Annotated in this window: 14 protein-coding genes; 7 read left to right on the forward strand and 7 right to left on the reverse strand. The window is 60.4% G+C overall.

Annotated features, from left to right (window positions below):
- Nucleotides 1-177: 177 nt before the first annotated feature.
- Together HU773_RS13170 and HU773_RS13175 are read left to right on the forward strand one after the other, a co-directional pair.
- Nucleotides 178-1,008, forward strand: coding sequence for an undecaprenyl-diphosphate phosphatase (locus HU773_RS13170; RefSeq protein WP_186625937.1), 831 nt, complete (start codon nucleotides 178-180; stop codon nucleotides 1,006-1,008).
- Nucleotides 1,008-1,391 carry a DUF1294 domain-containing protein gene (locus tag HU773_RS13175; RefSeq protein ID WP_057440097.1) on the forward strand — a complete coding sequence of 128 codons (384 nt, stop codon included), beginning with the start codon at nucleotides 1,008-1,010 and terminating at the stop codon, nucleotides 1,389-1,391. The genes HU773_RS13170 and HU773_RS13175 overlap by 1 nt, the downstream gene beginning before the upstream one ends.
- An 88-nt stretch (nucleotides 1,392-1,479) precedes the next feature.
- On the opposite strand, the gene HU773_RS13180 is transcribed toward HU773_RS13175, so the two are convergent.
- A complete protein-coding gene (locus tag HU773_RS13180) occupies nucleotides 1,480-1,830 on the reverse strand; it encodes an MmcQ/YjbR family DNA-binding protein (RefSeq protein WP_057440098.1) in 351 nt (116 codons plus the stop codon).
- 11 nt (nucleotides 1,831-1,841) lie between these two features.
- Entirely contained in the window at nucleotides 1,842-2,750 is a 909-nt protein-coding gene (locus HU773_RS13185) for a LysR substrate-binding domain-containing protein (protein WP_057440099.1), read from the reverse strand.
- Nucleotides 2,751-2,875: 125 nt separating this feature from the next.
- Here HU773_RS13185 and HU773_RS13190 point away from each other — a divergent pair, with 125 nt between their 5' ends.
- Both HU773_RS13190 and HU773_RS13195 read left to right on the forward strand, forming a co-directional pair.
- Complete coding sequence (locus HU773_RS13190; RefSeq protein WP_057440100.1) at nucleotides 2,876-3,487, forward strand: FMN-dependent NADH-azoreductase; 612 nt, start codon at nucleotides 2,876-2,878, stop codon at nucleotides 3,485-3,487.
- Between the two features lie 184 nt (nucleotides 3,488-3,671).
- Nucleotides 3,672-4,709, forward strand: a complete 1,038-nt coding sequence (locus HU773_RS13195) for an alpha/beta hydrolase family protein (protein WP_186625936.1) — start codon at nucleotides 3,672-3,674, stop codon at nucleotides 4,707-4,709.
- Here HU773_RS13195 and HU773_RS13200 read toward each other — a convergent pair.
- Both HU773_RS13200 and HU773_RS13205 read right to left on the reverse strand, forming a co-directional pair.
- Nucleotides 4,703-5,875, reverse strand: coding sequence for an MFS transporter (locus tag HU773_RS13200; RefSeq protein WP_115128153.1), 1,173 nt, complete (start codon nucleotides 5,873-5,875; stop codon nucleotides 4,703-4,705). The two genes, HU773_RS13195 and HU773_RS13200, sit on opposite strands and share 7 nt — an antisense overlap.
- A 178-nt stretch (nucleotides 5,876-6,053) precedes the next feature.
- Nucleotides 6,054-7,640, reverse strand: coding sequence for an ABC-F family ATPase (locus HU773_RS13205; protein ID WP_071610063.1), 1,587 nt, complete (start codon nucleotides 7,638-7,640; stop codon nucleotides 6,054-6,056).
- A 470-nt stretch (nucleotides 7,641-8,110) separates the two neighbouring features.
- On the opposite strand from HU773_RS13205, the gene HU773_RS13210 reads away from it, so the two are divergent.
- Nucleotides 8,111-8,923 (forward strand): class I SAM-dependent methyltransferase, encoded by an 813-nt coding sequence (locus HU773_RS13210; protein WP_186625935.1) that lies wholly within the window; start codon nucleotides 8,111-8,113, stop codon nucleotides 8,921-8,923.
- 127 nt (nucleotides 8,924-9,050) lie between these two features.
- Here HU773_RS13210 and HU773_RS13215 read toward each other — a convergent pair whose 3' ends face one another.
- On the reverse strand, nucleotides 9,051-9,461 hold the full coding sequence (locus HU773_RS13215) for a TIGR03067 domain-containing protein (RefSeq protein WP_169990086.1): 411 nt from the start codon (nucleotides 9,459-9,461) through the stop codon (nucleotides 9,051-9,053).
- A gap of 402 nt (nucleotides 9,462-9,863) precedes the next feature.
- Between HU773_RS13215 and HU773_RS13220 the strand changes: the two genes are divergently transcribed.
- Together HU773_RS13220 and lpxO are read left to right on the forward strand one after the other, a co-directional pair.
- Nucleotides 9,864-11,207 carry an LPS O-antigen chain length determinant protein WzzB gene (locus tag HU773_RS13220; RefSeq protein ID WP_169990087.1) on the forward strand — a complete coding sequence of 448 codons (1,344 nt, stop codon included), beginning with the start codon at nucleotides 9,864-9,866 and terminating at the stop codon, nucleotides 11,205-11,207.
- Nucleotides 11,208-11,491: 284 nt separating this feature from the next.
- Nucleotides 11,492-12,391: a lipid A hydroxylase LpxO gene (gene lpxO, locus HU773_RS13225; RefSeq protein ID WP_057440106.1), complete on the forward strand. Its 900-nt coding sequence runs from the start codon at nucleotides 11,492-11,494 to the stop codon at nucleotides 12,389-12,391.
- 31 nt (nucleotides 12,392-12,422) lie between these two features.
- Here lpxO and ligD read toward each other — a convergent pair whose 3' ends face one another.
- Together ligD and ku are read right to left on the reverse strand one after the other, a co-directional pair.
- Nucleotides 12,423-14,846, reverse strand: a complete 2,424-nt coding sequence (gene ligD / locus HU773_RS13230) for a DNA ligase D (RefSeq protein WP_186625934.1) — start codon at nucleotides 14,844-14,846, stop codon at nucleotides 12,423-12,425.
- A 24-nt stretch (nucleotides 14,847-14,870) separates the two neighbouring features.
- A complete protein-coding gene (ku, locus tag HU773_RS13235) occupies nucleotides 14,871-15,707 on the reverse strand; it encodes a non-homologous end joining protein Ku (protein WP_128593703.1) in 837 nt (278 codons plus the stop codon).
- Between the last annotated feature and the right edge of the window lie 95 nt (nucleotides 15,708-15,802).

Below are 15,802 nucleotides of genomic sequence, written 5' to 3' on the forward strand. Positions count from 1 at the left end.
CGGGCTTGTCTGATAGGCTTTCGGCCCGGAATCAAAAAACCTGAGTACTGCCTGATTTTTCACAGAATTTTTGCAGGTCAGCCTTGATCCTGCGCGCAGCCTTGCCGCGTGCTCATCGTTAGTGAACACCTAGAAAATATCAACGAGGCATGCCGTCGCATGACCTTTGGGGGAATAATGGATCTTTGGACCGCCTTTCAGGCATTGATACTTGGCATTGTCGAAGGGCTGACAGAGTTCTTGCCGATCTCCAGTACCGGGCACCAGATTATCGTCGCTGACTTGCTCGACTTCGGTGGCGAGCGCGCCATGGCGTTCAACATCATCATTCAACTGGGCGCCATCCTGGCGGTGGTCTGGGAGTTCCGGCGCAAGATCCTCGACGTGGTGACCGGCCTGCCGACCCAGCGCAACGCCCAGCGCTTTACCGTCAATCTGCTGATCGCCTTCCTGCCGGCGGTGGTGTTGGGGGTGATTTTTGCCGACCTGATCCACGAATACCTGTTCAACCCGATCACGGTGGCCACTGCGCTGGTGATCGGCGGGGTGATCATGTTGTGGGCCGAGCGTCGCGAGCATGTCATCCATGCCGAAACCGTCGATGACATCACCTGGAAAGACGCCTTGAAAGTGGGCTTTGCCCAGTGCCTGGCGATGATTCCAGGGACGTCGCGTTCCGGCTCGACCATTATCGGTGGCCTGTTGTTTGGCCTGTCGCGCAAGGCTGCCACCGAGTTTTCGTTCTTCCTGGCGATGCCGACCATGGTCGGGGCGGCGGTGTACTCGGGCTATAAATACCGTGACCTGTTCCAGCCTGCGGATCTGCCGGTGTTTGCCGTCGGTTTTGTGGTCTCGTTCATCTTCGCGATGATTGCAGTGCGTGGCTTGCTCAAGTTCATCGCCAGCCACAGCTATGCAGTGTTTGCCTGGTACCGCATTGCGTTCGGTTTGCTGATCCTGGCCACCTGGCAGTTCGGCTGGATTGACTGGGCGGCGGCCAAGGCGTGATGACAATCCAGCATCTGCGCTTGAAGGCTGTGGTGTTTGCACTGTTGTGTGCCGTGCCGTTGTTTGGCGCGGCACTGCTGGCGTATCGCGGGGTGTCGCTGATCCCGTTGGCGGCCTATGGCCTGGTCAGCGTGGTGACGTTTTGCCTGTATTGGAGTGACAAGCGCAAGGCCCAGAGCGATAGCTGGCGCACCCCGGAGAAGATCCTGCATGCCATGGAGCTGGCCGGTGGTTGGCCGGGTGCCTTGGTTGCGCAGCAGGTGTTCCGGCACAAGACGCGCAAGGTGTCTTATCAAGTGGTGTTCTGGCTGATTGTGTTGCTGCACCAGGTGTTCTGGATTGATCAGTTGTTTCTGGGCGGCACGCTGCTGGCAGTCTTCTAGCCGCGTGGGGTTTGAGAGCGAAGCTGCGCCCATCGGGGTATGTGCATATCTCGATGATCAAGTTGTGTACAAGACGACCTGGACTGGCTTACTCGTCCAGCCTCAGGCCGATTTGCGTGCGTTTGGGCAGTTTGCTCACCACCAACTGGTGGGAGCGCTGCAGCAAGCCGCGCAGTTCTTCGCCGCCCAGTGGGTAGGGCAGCTGCATGATGATCCACTGCGCCCGCGCCAGGTACGGCGCCGGGTGGATGCCGGGGCGGTCGACGTGGCCAAGGAACAGTTCCTTGTCGACCTTGAACGCCAGGGAGTCGCCGCGCAGGTTCTGCAGGGCGAACATCTTGTTGCCGGCAATCGAGAACACCCGCACACCGCCCCACTTGTAATCCTCCCGTGCACCGGGCAAGCCCAGGCAGAACTGGGCGACGTCGTCTTCGGTCATGCTCCGGGTACTCATAGCAGTCGATCTCCGCAACTGTTGAAGGCATGGGCCAGAAAGTCGATCCAGGCGCGCACCGCTGGGGATACGCCGCGTCGATGCGGGTACACCGCTTGCAGCCAGCCACCGGGCAGCGACCACTCGGGCAGCAGTTGCACCAGTTGGCCACTTTCCAGCTCCTGCTCGCAATACATCATGGGCAGCACGGTGAAGCCCAGGCCGGCAAGGGCGCTGGCCTTGCGCACCAGGAAGTCGTCGATGCCCAGGCGGGCCTCCATCGCCAGGTCGGTGGCATTGCCGGCAGGGTCGAGCATGCGCAGGTGGACCATACGGTCGGCTTCCAGGGCGCCCAATACCGGCAGGTGTTTGAGGTCGGCCGGGCTGTTGATCTGGCGGTCGCGCACAAACTCGGGGCTGGCGACCATGGCCGTCTGCGCCTGACGCAGGCGACGGGTCACCAGCAGTGGGTCTTCGTCCCCCAACTCGCGCACACGCAAAGCTACGTCTACACCCTCGGCCACCAGGTCGACGCGGCGATTGATCAGCATCATCTCCAGTTGCACCAGCGGGTGGGCCGCGAGGAATTGCGCCACCACCGTCGGCAGGATTTCGTGGGCCAGGCCCACCGGGCAACTGACCCGCAGCCGGCCCCGGGGTTCGCTGGACATGTTGACCACGGCTTCGTCGGCCATTTCCGCTTCCAGCAGCATCGCCTGGCAGTGCCCCAGGTAGCGTTCGCCGACGGCCGTCAGGGTCAGTTGCCGGGTGGTGCGCTGTAAGAGGCGGGCGCCGAGGCGTTCTTCCAGTTCGGCAATGCGCCGCGACAGCCGCGACTTGGGGATGCCCAGCAGCCGGCCAGCCGCCGCGAAGCCACCGGCTTCCACCACCTTGGCGAAATAGTAGAGGTCATTGAGGTCTTGCATGTTGGGCCTATTGTCCTGTCAGTGGGACGAACTATCGCATTTTAACCGGCTAATCGGCTATTGGATTGATCTGTAGGATTCTCCCCATCAGATCGCCGGTGGCGATCCTCACTTGGAGATCCCACATGAAACTCTTGCATATTGATTCCAGCATCCTCGGTGACAACTCGGTATCCCGCCAGTTGAGCGGCGAAGTGGTCAAGGCCTGGCAGGCGGCTGAGCCGGGTGTCGAAGTGACCTACCGTGACCTGGCCAGCGAAGGTATCACCCATTTTTCCGGGATTACCCTGGGCGCGTTGGGCACCAGCGCCGAGTTGCGTGATGCCGTACAGAAGCACGAAGCCGACCTGAGCGCCTCGACCCTGGCCGAGTTCCTGGCTGCCGACGCGGTGGTTATCGCCGCGCCGATGTACAACTTCACCATTCCCACCCAGCTCAAGGCCTGGATCGACCGCATTGCCGTCGCTGGCCAGACGTTCCGCTACACCGAAGCCGGCCCGCAAGGCCTGTGCGGCAACAAGAAAGTCATCGTGGTCTCCACCGCCGGTGGCCTGCACGTTGGCCAACCGACCGGCGTCGGGCACGAGGACTACTTGAAAGTGCTGCTGGGCTTCTTCGGTATCACTGATATCGAGTTCGTACGTGCCCACGGCCTGGCCTATGGTGACGAAGCACGCAGCAAGGCATTGAACGATGCCAATGCGCTGATCAGCGAGCAGTTGTTCGTCGCGGCGTAAGCACGAGCGCCTTTCAATCTGATTCGGGCTGTCTAAACTCTGTATTCTGCTAGCTTCAATGCTGGCGGAATACGGAGTTTTTTGTTTTGAACCGGCGAATATGGCGCAGCTTATGCAACACCGGGTCATACCGCCCGAGGCTGCATCGGCCTGCAGGCGTCACCCAGCACAGGTGGACATCCCCATGATGCGTCTTTGTGCAGTCTTGCTGGTTTCCCTGCTCGGCGGCCTCGTTTCAGTGCACGCCGCTGTCGCCCCGCACCCCCATTGGAGCGTGGGCTATCACCGCATGAGCTTTCTTGACCCGCTGGATTCGCAGCCGATGAAAGCCATCGCGTTTTATCCGTCCACGGGTGATGAACATCTCAGTCAGGTGGGGGCGTATCGCGTCGCCGCCGCCGAGGACGCCAAGGTCGCCATCGGCCGCTTCCCGTTGCTGATGCTGTCCCATGGCAACACCGGCACGCCCCTGGCTTTGCACGACCTGGCGACGTCGCTGGCGCGCAAGGGGTTTGTGGTGGTCGCCGTGCTGCACCCGGGCGACAACTATAAGGACCACAGCCGCCTGGGTACCTTGAGTAACCTGTATGGCCGGCCGATCCAGATTTCTGCGGCGATTACCGCGACCCTGGGCGACCCGATGCTGTCGCCGTTCGTCAACGTGGGCCAGGTAGGGGTGATCGGCTATTCGGCGGGCGGCGAGACGGCGCTGATCCTGGCCGGGGCCAAGCCGGATTTCGAGCGTTTGCGCCGCTATTGCCAGGAGCGTCCTGAAGACCGCGACGCCTGTACCTCTAAGGGTGAGCTGGTGGTCGACCGCGATGACCTGCAACCCCAGGCCGACCCACGGATCCACGCGTTGATGCTGATGGCGCCGCTCAGCCTGATGTTCGGTCGTCAGACCCTGGGCGACGTGCATGTGCCGGTGCTGCTGTACAGCGGCGATGGCGACAAGCTGGTAGCCGTGGATAAAAACGCCGCCGCCCTGGCGCGCAAGCTGCCGCAGCCGCCGGATTTCAAACTGTTGGCCGGAGCTGGGCACTTTATTTTCATGGCCCCTTGCGATGACGAGCAACTGGCGCTGATGCCGGTGCTTTGTACCGATGCCGATGGGGTGGACCGCGAGGGTATTCACCGCGACCTGATCTCCGAGGCCGGACGATTTTTCAGTCGCACCCTCGGCCAGCACTCGCGGGCCGGGATGCAGACTGCGGATCAGTAGGCCCGGCGCATCAGCAGCCAGGTCAGGCCCAGGCCCGTGACGGACAGTAGCGCCGCGCAAAAGAAAATCCACGAGTAGCCCAGGTTCAACGCCACCGCACCCATCAGCGGTCCGGCAATCGCCAGCGCCAGGTCAAAAAACACCGCATAGGCACTCAGCCCGGCGCCCCGGCTGCTGTTGGGCACCTGTTTGATGGCTTCGACGCCCAGTGCCGGGTACACCAACGACAAGCCAAACCCGGTGAGGCCGGCGCCGATCAAGGCAATGGCGGGCGAGGGCGCGAGCCATAGCAGGGTCAGGCCGAGGGTTTCCAGGGTCATGCAGGCAATCGCCGCGCGAAACCCGCCAAAACGGCTGATGCTCGAGATAAACAGCAGGCGCGAGAGGATAAAGCAGATGCCAAACACCGTCAGGCACCAGGCGGCGCCGGTCCAGCCGCGATTGAGGTAGAACAGGGCAATGAAGGTGGTCAGGGTGCCGTAGCCAATGGACGCCAGGCACAGGCTGGCACCAAACGGCGCGATCCGCCCGAACACCGCCCAGAACGGCAGGCGCTCGCCGCGCACCACCGGCACCGAGGGTTTTTTGCGGATCAGCACCAGGCCCAGGGCTGCCAGCACGGCCAGCGCGGGACCGAGGCTGTTGTAACCGTATTGCGCAACCATCACCACGCCCAGCGGCGCGCCAATGGCGATGGCGCCATAGGAGGCGATGCCGTTCCAGGAGATCGAGCGCGCGGTGTGTTCGGCGCCGACCTGGCCCATGCACCAACTGATGGTGCCGACACCGATCAGGCCCTGGGCCACGCCCAGCAACACGCGACCGACCAGCAGAATCCCCAGGCTCAGGCTGGGCAGGCTGTGCAGCAGCGTGGCAAAAAACGTCAAGACACCGCTGAGCAGAATACCGCTCAAGCCCAGCACGATCGCGCGCTTGGTGCCGACGTTGTCCGACATGCGCCCGGCCATGGGGCGGCTGAGGAGGGTGGCCAGGTACTGCGAACCGATGGTTACGCCGGCCACCACGGCGCTGAAACCCAGTTGTTCATGGACGTAGCCGGGGATCACCGCAATCGGCAGGCCAATGCAGATAAACGCGATAAAGGTATAGAAGACGATGGAGACGATCTGCAGGGTGATCGACAGGGAGCTGGGGGCGGCTGGCATGGAGGCTCATTCGCGGCAGGGCGGTGAACGCATCATGGCAAGGGCTTGGAAGAAAAGGAAGCAGGCTAACAATCATCGGCCCTGACGCGCCGTTGGTCGAGCCTGGAAATGCAAAAAGCCCCGTCACTGCTGACGGGGCTTTTACTTGCAGCGTGTGGCTAACCGCTATTGGCGGCCCTTAAAACACCACGCCCTGGCTACGCAGGTAGTCGTCATAGGTGCCGCTGAAGTCGATCACGCCGCTTGGGCTCAACTCGATGATGCGGGTGGCCAGGGACGATACGAACTCACGGTCGTGGCTGACGAAGATCAGCGTGCCCGGATAGTTTTCCAGCGCCAGGTTCAGCGCCTCGATGGATTCCATGTCCAAGTGGTTGGTCGGTTCGTCCATGACCAGCACGTTGGGCTTTTGCAGGATCAGCTTGCCGAACAGCATGCGACCTTGCTCACCACCGGAGATGACCTTGACCGACTTGAGGATCTCATCGTTGGAGAACAGCATGCGGCCCAGGGTGCCGCGGATCACTTGTTCGCCCTGAGCCCACTGGCCCATCCAGTCGAACAGGGTGACGTCGTCTTCGAAATCGTGGGCGTGGTCCTGGGCGTAGTAGCCCAGTTCGGCCGCATCGGTCCACTTCACGCTACCGGCGTCCGGGGTCAGTTCGTTGACCAGGGTGCGCAGCAGGGTGGTCTTGCCGATACCGTTCGGGCCGATGATCGCCACGCGCTCGCCGGCTTCAACCTGGAAGCTGAAGTCCTTGAACAGGGTCTTGCCGTCAAAGCCTTTGGCCATGCGCTCGACGATGACCGCCTGGCGGTGCAGTTTCTTGGTCTGTTCAAAACGGATGAACGGGCTCACACGGCTCGAAGGTTTGACCTCGGCCAGTTGGATCTTGTCGATCGCCTTGGCGCGGGAAGTGGCCTGCTTGGCTTTCGAGGCGTTGGCCGAGAAGCGGCTGACGAACGATTGCAGTTCGGAGATCTGCGCTTTCTTCTTGGCGTTGTCCGACAGCAATTGCTCGCGGGACTGGGTCGCCACGGTCATGTACTCGTCGTAGTTGCCCGGGAACAGGCGCAGCTCGCCGTAGTCCAGGTCAGCCATGTGGGTGCACACGCTGTTCAGGAAGTGACGGTCGTGAGAGATGATGATCATCAGGCTGTTACGCTGGGTCAGGATGTTTTCCAGCCAGCGAATGGTGTTGATGTCCAGGTGGTTCGTCGGTTCGTCGAGCAGCAGCACTTCCGGATCCGAGAACAGCGCCTGGGCCAGCAATACGCGCAGCTTCCAGCCTGGAGACACTTCGCTCATCGGGCCGAAGTGCTGCTCGATGCCGATACCCAGGCCCAGCAGCAGTTCACCGGCACGGGATTCGGCGGTGTAGCCGTCCATTTCGGCGAACTCGGTTTCCAGCTCGGCCACGGCCATGCCGTCTTCTTCGCTCATTTCCGGCAGCGAGTAGATGCGATCGCGCTCGGCTTTGACCTTCCACAGCTCTTCGTGACCCATGATCACGGTGTCGATGACATTGAATTCTTCGTAGGCGAACTGATCCTGGCGCAGCTTACCCAGGCGCACGTTCGGCTCCAGCATGACCTGGCCGCCGGACGGGTCGAGATCGCCACCGAGGATTTTCATGAAGGTCGACTTGCCGCAACCGTTGGCACCGATCAAACCATAACGGTTACCGGCGCCGAACTTGACCGAGACGTTCTCAAACAGCGGCTTGGCGCCGAACTGCATGGTGATGTTAGCTGTGGAGATCAATTACTTTACCTATCAATAGCTTGGGGTGCGCTTATTTGGGCCGGGACCCATTCGGAGCCCGGGCCAACGGGCATGCGTCAACAGCGACATCAAGGCGTGAAGCCCAGTCGCCGAGCAGAAAATATGGGGTGTATGTTGGAATTTGGCGCGCATTGTCGCATATGTGCGGCGTGAGTTATATGACAGGCAGGCGTGTCGGGCCGCTGGAAGTGCCTGGTTTGTCTTTTTTTTGCGGAAATCCTTACAAAAAGCATCGAGTTGTATCGAAACTGTATCGGCCGTCCGATCTGTGTTTGTTAACAGTTGAACATGCAATGACCGTGGATTAAGTTTCCAGCGTTCGCCCTGCAGTGATGGCTCTTTACCGGTTCAAGGATGGCGAGGCTGTCGGTGCGGGGCGGACTCCCTTCTGTTTTCTTGACGACGCTCATCGCCATCGTGTTGCGCACGTTCAATGGTTTGGAGACGCAATGGACACGCTGTCTGCTCAACAGGCAATCGCCAGCAACAAGGCCGCCTGGAACGAATCCGCCGAACACCACAAAGCTACCGAGCACTGGCAAAGCCTGCTCGCGGATGTCGGCGCGCCTGATTTCTCCTGCCTGGATCCCACCCTGACCACCCTGTTAATGCAGGTGGGCGTCAAGGGGCGGGACGCCGTGCAACTGGGTTGCAATAACGGCCGTGAAAGCCTGTCGCTGTATGGGCTGGGCGCCAGCAGTGTGGTGGGGGTCGACCAGTCCGATGCATTTCTGGCACAGGCGGCGGAGCTGGCCAGTCGCTCACCCCATGCGCCCGAGTTTATCGAAGCCGATATTCATCATTTGCCCGAGCGGTTGCAGGGGCGTTTTGATATCGCCCTGATCACCATCGGGGTGTTGGGTTGGATGCCGGATATCGGGCTATTCATGGGGCATGTCGCCAGCACCCTCAAAGACGGCGGGACGCTGGTGATCTACGAGACTCATCCGATCCTGGAAGTGTTCGACCCCGCAGCGCCGAACCCGATGCTGCCGGTCACCTCATATTTTCGCCGCGAGCCTTTTGTGCAGCACGAGGCGATTGTCTATGAGGGGCCGAGTAACAGCGCAGTCGCGGCGTCTTACTGGTTCGTGCACACCTTAGGCGAGGTTGTCAGCGCGGCCATCGCGGCAGGCTTGCAGATCAGCCACCTGCAGGAGTACCCGCACTCCAATCGCGAAGAGCTCTACGACCAGTACGAGAACCAGGCGGCGCAACTGCCGATGTGCTACACCCTGACCGCCGTCAAGCGCCCGGCCTGAAGGCAAAAAAAAGGCCCGCTGGGGCGGCGGGCCAAGGGATTCATCTGAGGAGTTGGGTCTAACCTAGCGCGCCAAACGTGAATACTTCGTGAAAATCCTGTCGCAAAAACGAATGCCCCTCATCCGTTCATGACCGGCGTACGAAAGTGCGCATTGTCTGCCCTGGCGTCGTACTGAAACGCGTCGGCCGGGGCATGCCTTCATCCGCCGCGATAAACACGAAGCGCTCATCATCCAGGGTGTAGCTGGCGGGCAGGTGCTTTCCGGCGTCGGCACCGATGGCGTCGATCCAGGTGATGCTCTTGGGCGTGGTGCTGGCGTCCAGGGTAAAACTGCCCTGCAGTAATACCTCGCCATCTTGGGTCATGACCCGAAACTGATCCCCCTCGATTGTGGTCAGCGCACCGGGCGCACTGTGTTCATCCGGTGGGTTGGCGATGCCGCTGTCTTCCAGGGCGATTTGTTCCCAGGTGCCTTGCAGGGCTTGTTTGTCCTGTTCGGTCGGGCACGGCGTGGTGCGGGGAGGGGACGTGGGCATATAAAAATTCCTTTTTTAATGAGGCATAAATGGCGGGACCGCCCACAGCAGCAATGCGCCCTGGCAAATTCCGTTCAAAGGTATGGCAGAAAACTTCCTCAAGGTCTGTCCCGGTCGGTTTTTCCTTTGCCAGCAGCTATTTAAAGCGGTTCTGACATGTCGTTATCCCGATGTTTTCCGATATGTCGTCTACGCTGATCAATGCCTTATACGACATTATTTTTTCTGAAGGAAAACAATCTGAATGGGGTAGGGATTTTTTCAGTGACGCAATGGTCGGATGACCGTTGCCTCGTGTCGTACTGGCCATATCCAGGGCGTTGTCCCTGTATTTTCAGTTGGTTATTCAGATCTATTGTGTAGTGGGCAGCCAGCGTCCACTTCTAAAAGGGTGTCCCCATTTTGAACAGAACTCCCCAGGTGCAAGCTCCCGTGGTGTCCGATGAAATTGATTTATTTGATCTGTTCCACTCGATCTGGCGACAAAAGAAACTGGTTATCGGCTGTACCCTGTTTGCCGGCCTGATTGGCGTTGGCTACGCGTTGCTGGCACCCCGTGAGTACCAGGTCAGCAGCGTGCTGCGCCCGGCGGCTATCAATGAGCTGGATGCCCTCAATCGCTCCGAAGTCTATAAGTTGCCGCCGGCGGACGCACTGGCCAAAGTCGGCGCGCAACTGGACTCGTATGACGCGCGACTGGGGTTCTTCAAGGCCAACCCGGCGTTGTTCCAGGCGTTTCAGGAGCCAGGGCGCAGCCTTGAACAGAGTTTTGAAGCGTTCAACCGTAACTCGATCAAGCTGATCCTGCCCGACCCGAAAAAATCCGACTCCCTGAGCAGCTATATTCGTCTTGAGCTGCAATACCCCACGGACGTTGACGGGGTGGCGATTCTCAACGGTTTTGTCGACTACGCCATTGCGCAAGAGCGTGAGCAGGTGGGCGCCGACCTCAAGGTGATCGTCAACAACCGCCTCACCGAGCTCAAGGGCAAGATTGATGCAGCGCGCTCCAATTATGAAACCGACAAGGAATCGAAGATCGCCAAGCTGCTGGAGGGCGACAAGCTCAAACGCGCACAGCTGGAAGATGAACTCAGTGCCCTGCGCCTACAGATGAAAATGCAGCGTTCCAACCGCCTGGCAGAGTTGAACGAAGCGATCTCGATTGCCAAGTCCATGGGTATCAAGAGCCCGACCACACCCTCGTCTATGGCCGATGCCGGGCGTAGTGGCTCCAGTCAGGTGATGCGTACCGAGGTCAATAATCAGCAGATTCCCCTGTACTTCCTCGGCACCGACGCCCTCGAAGCCGAGCGCAGGGCTTTGCAGCAGCGGACCAGCGATGACTTCACCAGTAGCCGTGTTGCGGAAATCGGCAAGGAGCTGCAACTGCTGGAGGTCAATCGCCAAGTCGAAGTCCTGAAGCGGCGGGGCAATGAAGATATTTTCCTGCAGGACGTCGAGCCCTTGCGTGCTGAAGTGGCACGCCTGCGTGGCCTGAATATTGATATGAGTGCGTTGAAACTGGTGACGATTGACCGGCGCGCGCAAGAGCCGCTGAGCCCGATCAAACCGAAAAAAGTCCTGGTGGTTGCATTGAGCCTGGCAGTCGGCTTGCTGCTGGGGATGTTCGTTGCGCTGGTTCGCCATCTGGTCTTGACGCGGCGCCAGACTGTGGCCTATTCAGGCCTGGACGATGACCGTTTTACCCGGCGTGAACGCAAGGATGAGCCGCCATTGGGCTGAGTCACACCGGACCTTTCCCGGGCTGCGTCGCAGCCCGGCACTCCCGCCACCGCCCGTTCGAGGTGGCGCGGCTATACAGTCGGAAGACACCTTTTCACAATTCTTAGTTAACCTTTGGTTACAAACTATGGCTAAAATAACTGCCATTGGCCACTATCCGAATTGTCTCCAAGACGGTCGTGGGTCTGTTAATGAATTGTGATTTCAGGTGCTGCATTTTCCATCCCCAGCCCGGTAGGGCCTGGCGGAGCAGCCTGTACTCTTCTGATATGTGACGAATTCTCGTGAAACTCATTATTGTTGCTCTGTACGTTGCGTCCATTGCGTATGTCCATCTGCGTGGCCGGGTGCGACATAAGCTGGGCCGTCAATTAAGCGACCACTCCACCTTCCTCGCCCCGGTCAATTGCTTCCTTTACCTGTTCTCCAAGCTGCCCGGCCGGCCGTACCTTGCCCCCAGTGACTTCCCCGACCTGAGCCCGCTCCAGGAGCATTGGCAGGAGATCCGCGAGGAAGGCCAGAACCTGATGCGCGCCGGCGAGATCAAGCGCTCCGACCAATACAACGACGTTGGCTTCAACTCGTTTTTCAAATCGGGCTGGAAGCGTTTCTACCTCAAGTGGTACGGCGACAGTCACCCCTCGGCCATGAAGCTGTGCCCGCGCACTACCGAGCTGGTGCAAAGTATCGGCTCGATCAAGGCGGCGATGTTTGCCGAACTGCCGCCAGGTTCCAGGCTGGTCCGCCATCGCGATCCTTATGCTGGCTCCTATCGCTACCACCTGGGGCTGGATACGCCCAACGATCCAGGCTGCTACATCAACGTGGACGGTGAGAATTATTACTGGCGTGACGGCGAAGCGGTGATGTTCGATGAGACCTACATCCACTACGCCGAAAACACCACGGCGCAAAACCGTATCATTCTGTTCTGCGATATCGAGCGACCGATGAAATATCGTTGGGCGGCAGCGTTCAATCGCTGGTTCAGCCGCAACGTCATGGCGGCCGCCGGCTCACCCAATGATGCCGGGGACAAGACCGGTGGCTTGAACCGCGCTTTCACCCGCCTGTACAAGATCCGCTTGCGGGGCAAGGAGCTGAAAAAGCGTAACCGCACCCGCTATTACCTGGAAAAGTGGGCGATCTTTGCCGGTTTGGCAGTGATTTTTATCCTGATCTGAGCATCAGCCCCCTTGCCATCGGCGGGGGGCTTTATTCTGGCGGCTGGGCCCCCAGTTTCTGCCACATCTTCTTGCTGAGCCGTTGGCGGTTGGCATAACCCGCCCAGGGATCAGCTTTCAGGCTGTTTAAGCGCGCCTGCAAATTCGTCACATTCCATTGCTGGGCGCTGCGCAGGCTGTCGAGTTCATCTCGGCTGATGGGCACGGAAACCGGCAGCCCCGGGCGGGCGCGTACCGAATAGGCGGCGACGGTGCTGGCACCGCGGCCATTGCGCAGGTAGTCGATAAAGATCTTGCCGATGCGGTTTTTGGGGCCGCTGGTGGCGGTAAAACGCTCCGGCAGTTGCTGTGTCATGAACAGCGCAATGGCCTTGGCGAAGGCTTTCACCGTGTCCCAGCCATCCCGGCGCGCCAACGGCACAATCAGGTGCAAGCCCTTGCCGCCACTGGTCTTGATATAGGCAGTCAGGCCCAGTTCATCCAGCACCGACAACACCAGTTGCGCTGCCTCCAACATGCTCTTCCAGGGCAGCGCCGGGTCCGGGTCCAGATCGAGTACAAACAGGTCCGGGGTGTCGATTTTGTCGACCGTGGCCCCCCAGGTGTGCAGCTCAATCGCGCCCATTTGTACGGCGCCGATCAATGCCGCGAGGTTATGAATTTCCATCAGGCGCGCATGGCCGGGGTCGAGGGCCTGATCCAATTGAGTGATAAGGGGAATGGCCAGGCGCTCGCTGTGTTTCTGGAAAAACTGCTCGCCGTCGACCCCTTCGGGTGCCCGCAGGAGTGCGACCGGGCGATGGCGCAAGTGGGGCAGGAGCCACTCGCTGATATCTTCGTAGAATCGGGCCAGTTGCGCCTTTTGTGTGCCACTGGTGGGATCAATGATTCTCTCGGGGTGGGTAATGCGGATCTGTGAAACACGGCTTTGCGCCAGTGGTGGCTCGTGCACAATCTGCTCCTGTGGTTTATCGCTGCGCAGGCCAACAAAGGCAGCCTGGCGCACCAGGCCTTCGCGGGTCCATTCGGCAAATTGCACTTCGGCCACCAACTGCGGCCTTATCCAGTGCACGCCACGGGCCTGGGCGGCGGTCACGGGGTTGGCCAAGGGCGAGGATTGCCGGGCCAGGGGCTGCATTTTTTTATACAGCGTTTGCAGGGTTGCCTGATCGAAGCCGGTCCCCACGCGCCCGGCATACACCAGGGCACGGTCCGCGTGGACTGCCAGCAGCAGCGCGCCAAACCCGCTGCGTGAACCCTGGGGGCGGGTGTAGCCGACGATTACGAACTCCTGGCGCCGGCGGCATTTGAGCTTGATCCAATCGGCGCTGCGCGTGGAACTGTAGGGGCTGCCGGCGCGCTTGCCGATCACACCTTCCAGGCCCAGGCTGCAGGCGCTGTGCAAGATATCGTGATGATCAGCCGCGAAGGCTTCGGAAAAGCGCAGCAATGGGCTCTGGTTCCCCGCCAATGCCGCCTTGAGGGCTGCCCGGCGCTCTTGCAGGGCAACACTGCGCTGATCCTGGCCGTGCAAGAACGGCGCGTCGAACAGGTAATACACCAGGTCCTGGCTGCGACCGCTATCGAACGCCTGCTGCAATCCCTGGAAGTCCGGCAGCCCGTCGCGATTGAGGCTGACCACCTCGCCATCGAGCCAGCAGTCCTTGAGTTTCAGCGCCGCGAGGGCTTTGACCTGGCGGGGCAGGCGATCGCTCCAGTCATGGCCGTTGCGGGTAAACAGGTGCACATGGCCATCGCGTACCCGCGCCAGGATCCGGTAGCCGTCGAATTTGATTTCGTAATGCCAGTCGCCAGCCGGGGCGCGGTCTACCAGGGTCGCCAGTTGCGGCGCCATTTGGTCGGGCAGGGTGGGCTGGCGGGTCTTAGGCTGGCCTACCCGCGCATTGCTCAAGACACTCGTGGGCTGGGCCTGGACGATGTCGTAATCGCTGATGGGGCGCGCCTGTTGATCATTCTCCTTGATCAACAGCCATTGCTCCTTGTCGCCACTGCCTTTGAGCCGAGTGCGCACCAAGGCCCAATCGCCCGCAAGCTTTTCGCCGACCAGGGTGAACTTCAGTTTGCCGGCGGCGTAGGCCTTGTGCGGGTCGTCGTGGGGTTGCCAGATGCCACGGTCCCAGACAATCACGTCACCCGCCCCATACTGGCCGGCGGGGATGCTGCCTTCAAAGGCGCCATAGCTCAACGGATGATCTTCGACATGCACCGCCAGGCGTTTGTGGCTCGGGTCCAGGCTGGGTCCCTTGGGCACTGCCCAGCTTTTTAGCACCCCGTCGAGTTCGAGGCGAAAGTCGTAGTGCAGGTTGCGTGCCGCGTGTTTCTGCACCACAAACGTCAAAGCTAACGCTGGGCGCCGTGCGGGGCTTGACGGCGACGGTTCTGAAGTGACCTTGAAGTTGCGCTTGCGCTGATACTCACTCAGGGGTTTGGGCATGGGGGCGTCCTTTGGGCAAACGGCTCAGGAGGCCTTGGTGGTTTTTTTACGCGCAGCGGGCTTGGCCGTCGATTTGCCGGCCAGGCTGCGCTTGAGCAGCTCCGTGAGGTCGAGTACGTCAGCCGACTTGCGCTCTTGCGCACCGTCCTGGGCCTCGACGTTTTCAATCTTGCCGGCCTTGGCCTTCTTCTTGACCAGGGCCATGATCTTGTCCTGGAAACTGTCGCGGTAGTCGTCCGGTTGCCAGTCGGCACTCATGCCTTCCACCAGGCGCCTGGCCATGTCCCGTTCGCCTTTGGCCAGGCTCGGCTTGATCACGTCCTCGCCCAACTCCAGTTCGTCGAGGCCGCGAACTTCAGCGGGCCAGCGCAACATCACCAGCACCAGCGCTGAATCCAGGGGCATCAGTGCGGCGAGGTGTTGCTTGGTATGCAGTATCACGTTGGCCAGGGCGACCTTGGCGGTCGTGTCCAGGGTTTCACGCAAGAGCGCATAGACCTTGCCGCCGCGTTTGTCCGGGGCCAGGTAGTAGGGGGTGTCGATGTTCTGCAAAGGGATCTGGTCGCGGTCAATAAACGCGATGATCTCTATGGTTTGCGTGGACTTGGGATGGGCAGCGCGAATCTCTTCTTCGCTGAGCACCACGTAGCGGCCTTTCTCATAGGCCACGCCCTTGACGATGTTGTCCTTGGTGACTTCCTTGCCGGTGGTCTTGTTGATGCGCTTATAGCCCACGGGGTCCATGCTGCGTTTGTCCAGCCAGTCGAAATCCACGCCCTGGGCCGAGGTGGCCGAGACCAGCGACACGGGGATGTGTACCAAGCCGAAGCTGATTGCGCCTTTCCATATTGCCCGTGGCATGGCCGTGCTTCCTGATGGGGAATGGTCTTCAGGTGACCTGTAGCCGCTGGCAAAAGTTTCGGCTGTCGGCCGGTTGGCACAGGGGCATTCGAAAA

This window comes from Pseudomonas shahriarae, assembly GCF_014268455.2.
GTDB classification, from domain to species: Bacteria; Pseudomonadota; Gammaproteobacteria; order Pseudomonadales; family Pseudomonadaceae; genus Aquipseudomonas; species Aquipseudomonas shahriarae.

What these genes read in the sequence shown, in the direction of transcription:
- HU773_RS13170 (WP_186625937.1), top strand. Translation starts at nt 178, where the DNA reads ATGGATCTTTGGACCGCCTTTCAGGCATTGATACTTGGCATTGTCGAA.
- HU773_RS13175 (WP_057440097.1), top strand. Translation starts at nt 1,008, where the DNA reads ATGACAATCCAGCATCTGCGCTTGAAGGCTGTGGTGTTTGCACTGTTG.
- HU773_RS13180 (WP_057440098.1), bottom strand. Translation starts at nt 1,830, where the DNA reads ATGACCGAAGACGACGTCGCCCAGTTCTGCCTGGGCTTGCCCGGTGCA.
- HU773_RS13185 (WP_057440099.1), bottom strand. Translation starts at nt 2,750, where the DNA reads ATGCAAGACCTCAATGACCTCTACTATTTCGCCAAGGTGGTGGAAGCC.
- HU773_RS13190 (WP_057440100.1), top strand. Translation starts at nt 2,876, where the DNA reads ATGAAACTCTTGCATATTGATTCCAGCATCCTCGGTGACAACTCGGTA.
- HU773_RS13195 (WP_186625936.1), top strand. Translation starts at nt 3,672, where the DNA reads ATGATGCGTCTTTGTGCAGTCTTGCTGGTTTCCCTGCTCGGCGGCCTC.
- HU773_RS13200 (WP_115128153.1), bottom strand. Translation starts at nt 5,875, where the DNA reads ATGCCAGCCGCCCCCAGCTCCCTGTCGATCACCCTGCAGATCGTCTCC.
- HU773_RS13210 (WP_186625935.1), top strand. Translation starts at nt 8,111, where the DNA reads ATGGACACGCTGTCTGCTCAACAGGCAATCGCCAGCAACAAGGCCGCC.
- HU773_RS13215 (WP_169990086.1), bottom strand. Translation starts at nt 9,461, where the DNA reads ATGCCCACGTCCCCTCCCCGCACCACGCCGTGCCCGACCGAACAGGAC.
- ligD (WP_186625934.1), bottom strand. Translation starts at nt 14,846, where the DNA reads ATGCCCAAACCCCTGAGTGAGTATCAGCGCAAGCGCAACTTCAAGGTC.
- ku (WP_128593703.1), bottom strand. Translation starts at nt 15,707, where the DNA reads ATGCCACGGGCAATATGGAAAGGCGCAATCAGCTTCGGCTTGGTACAC.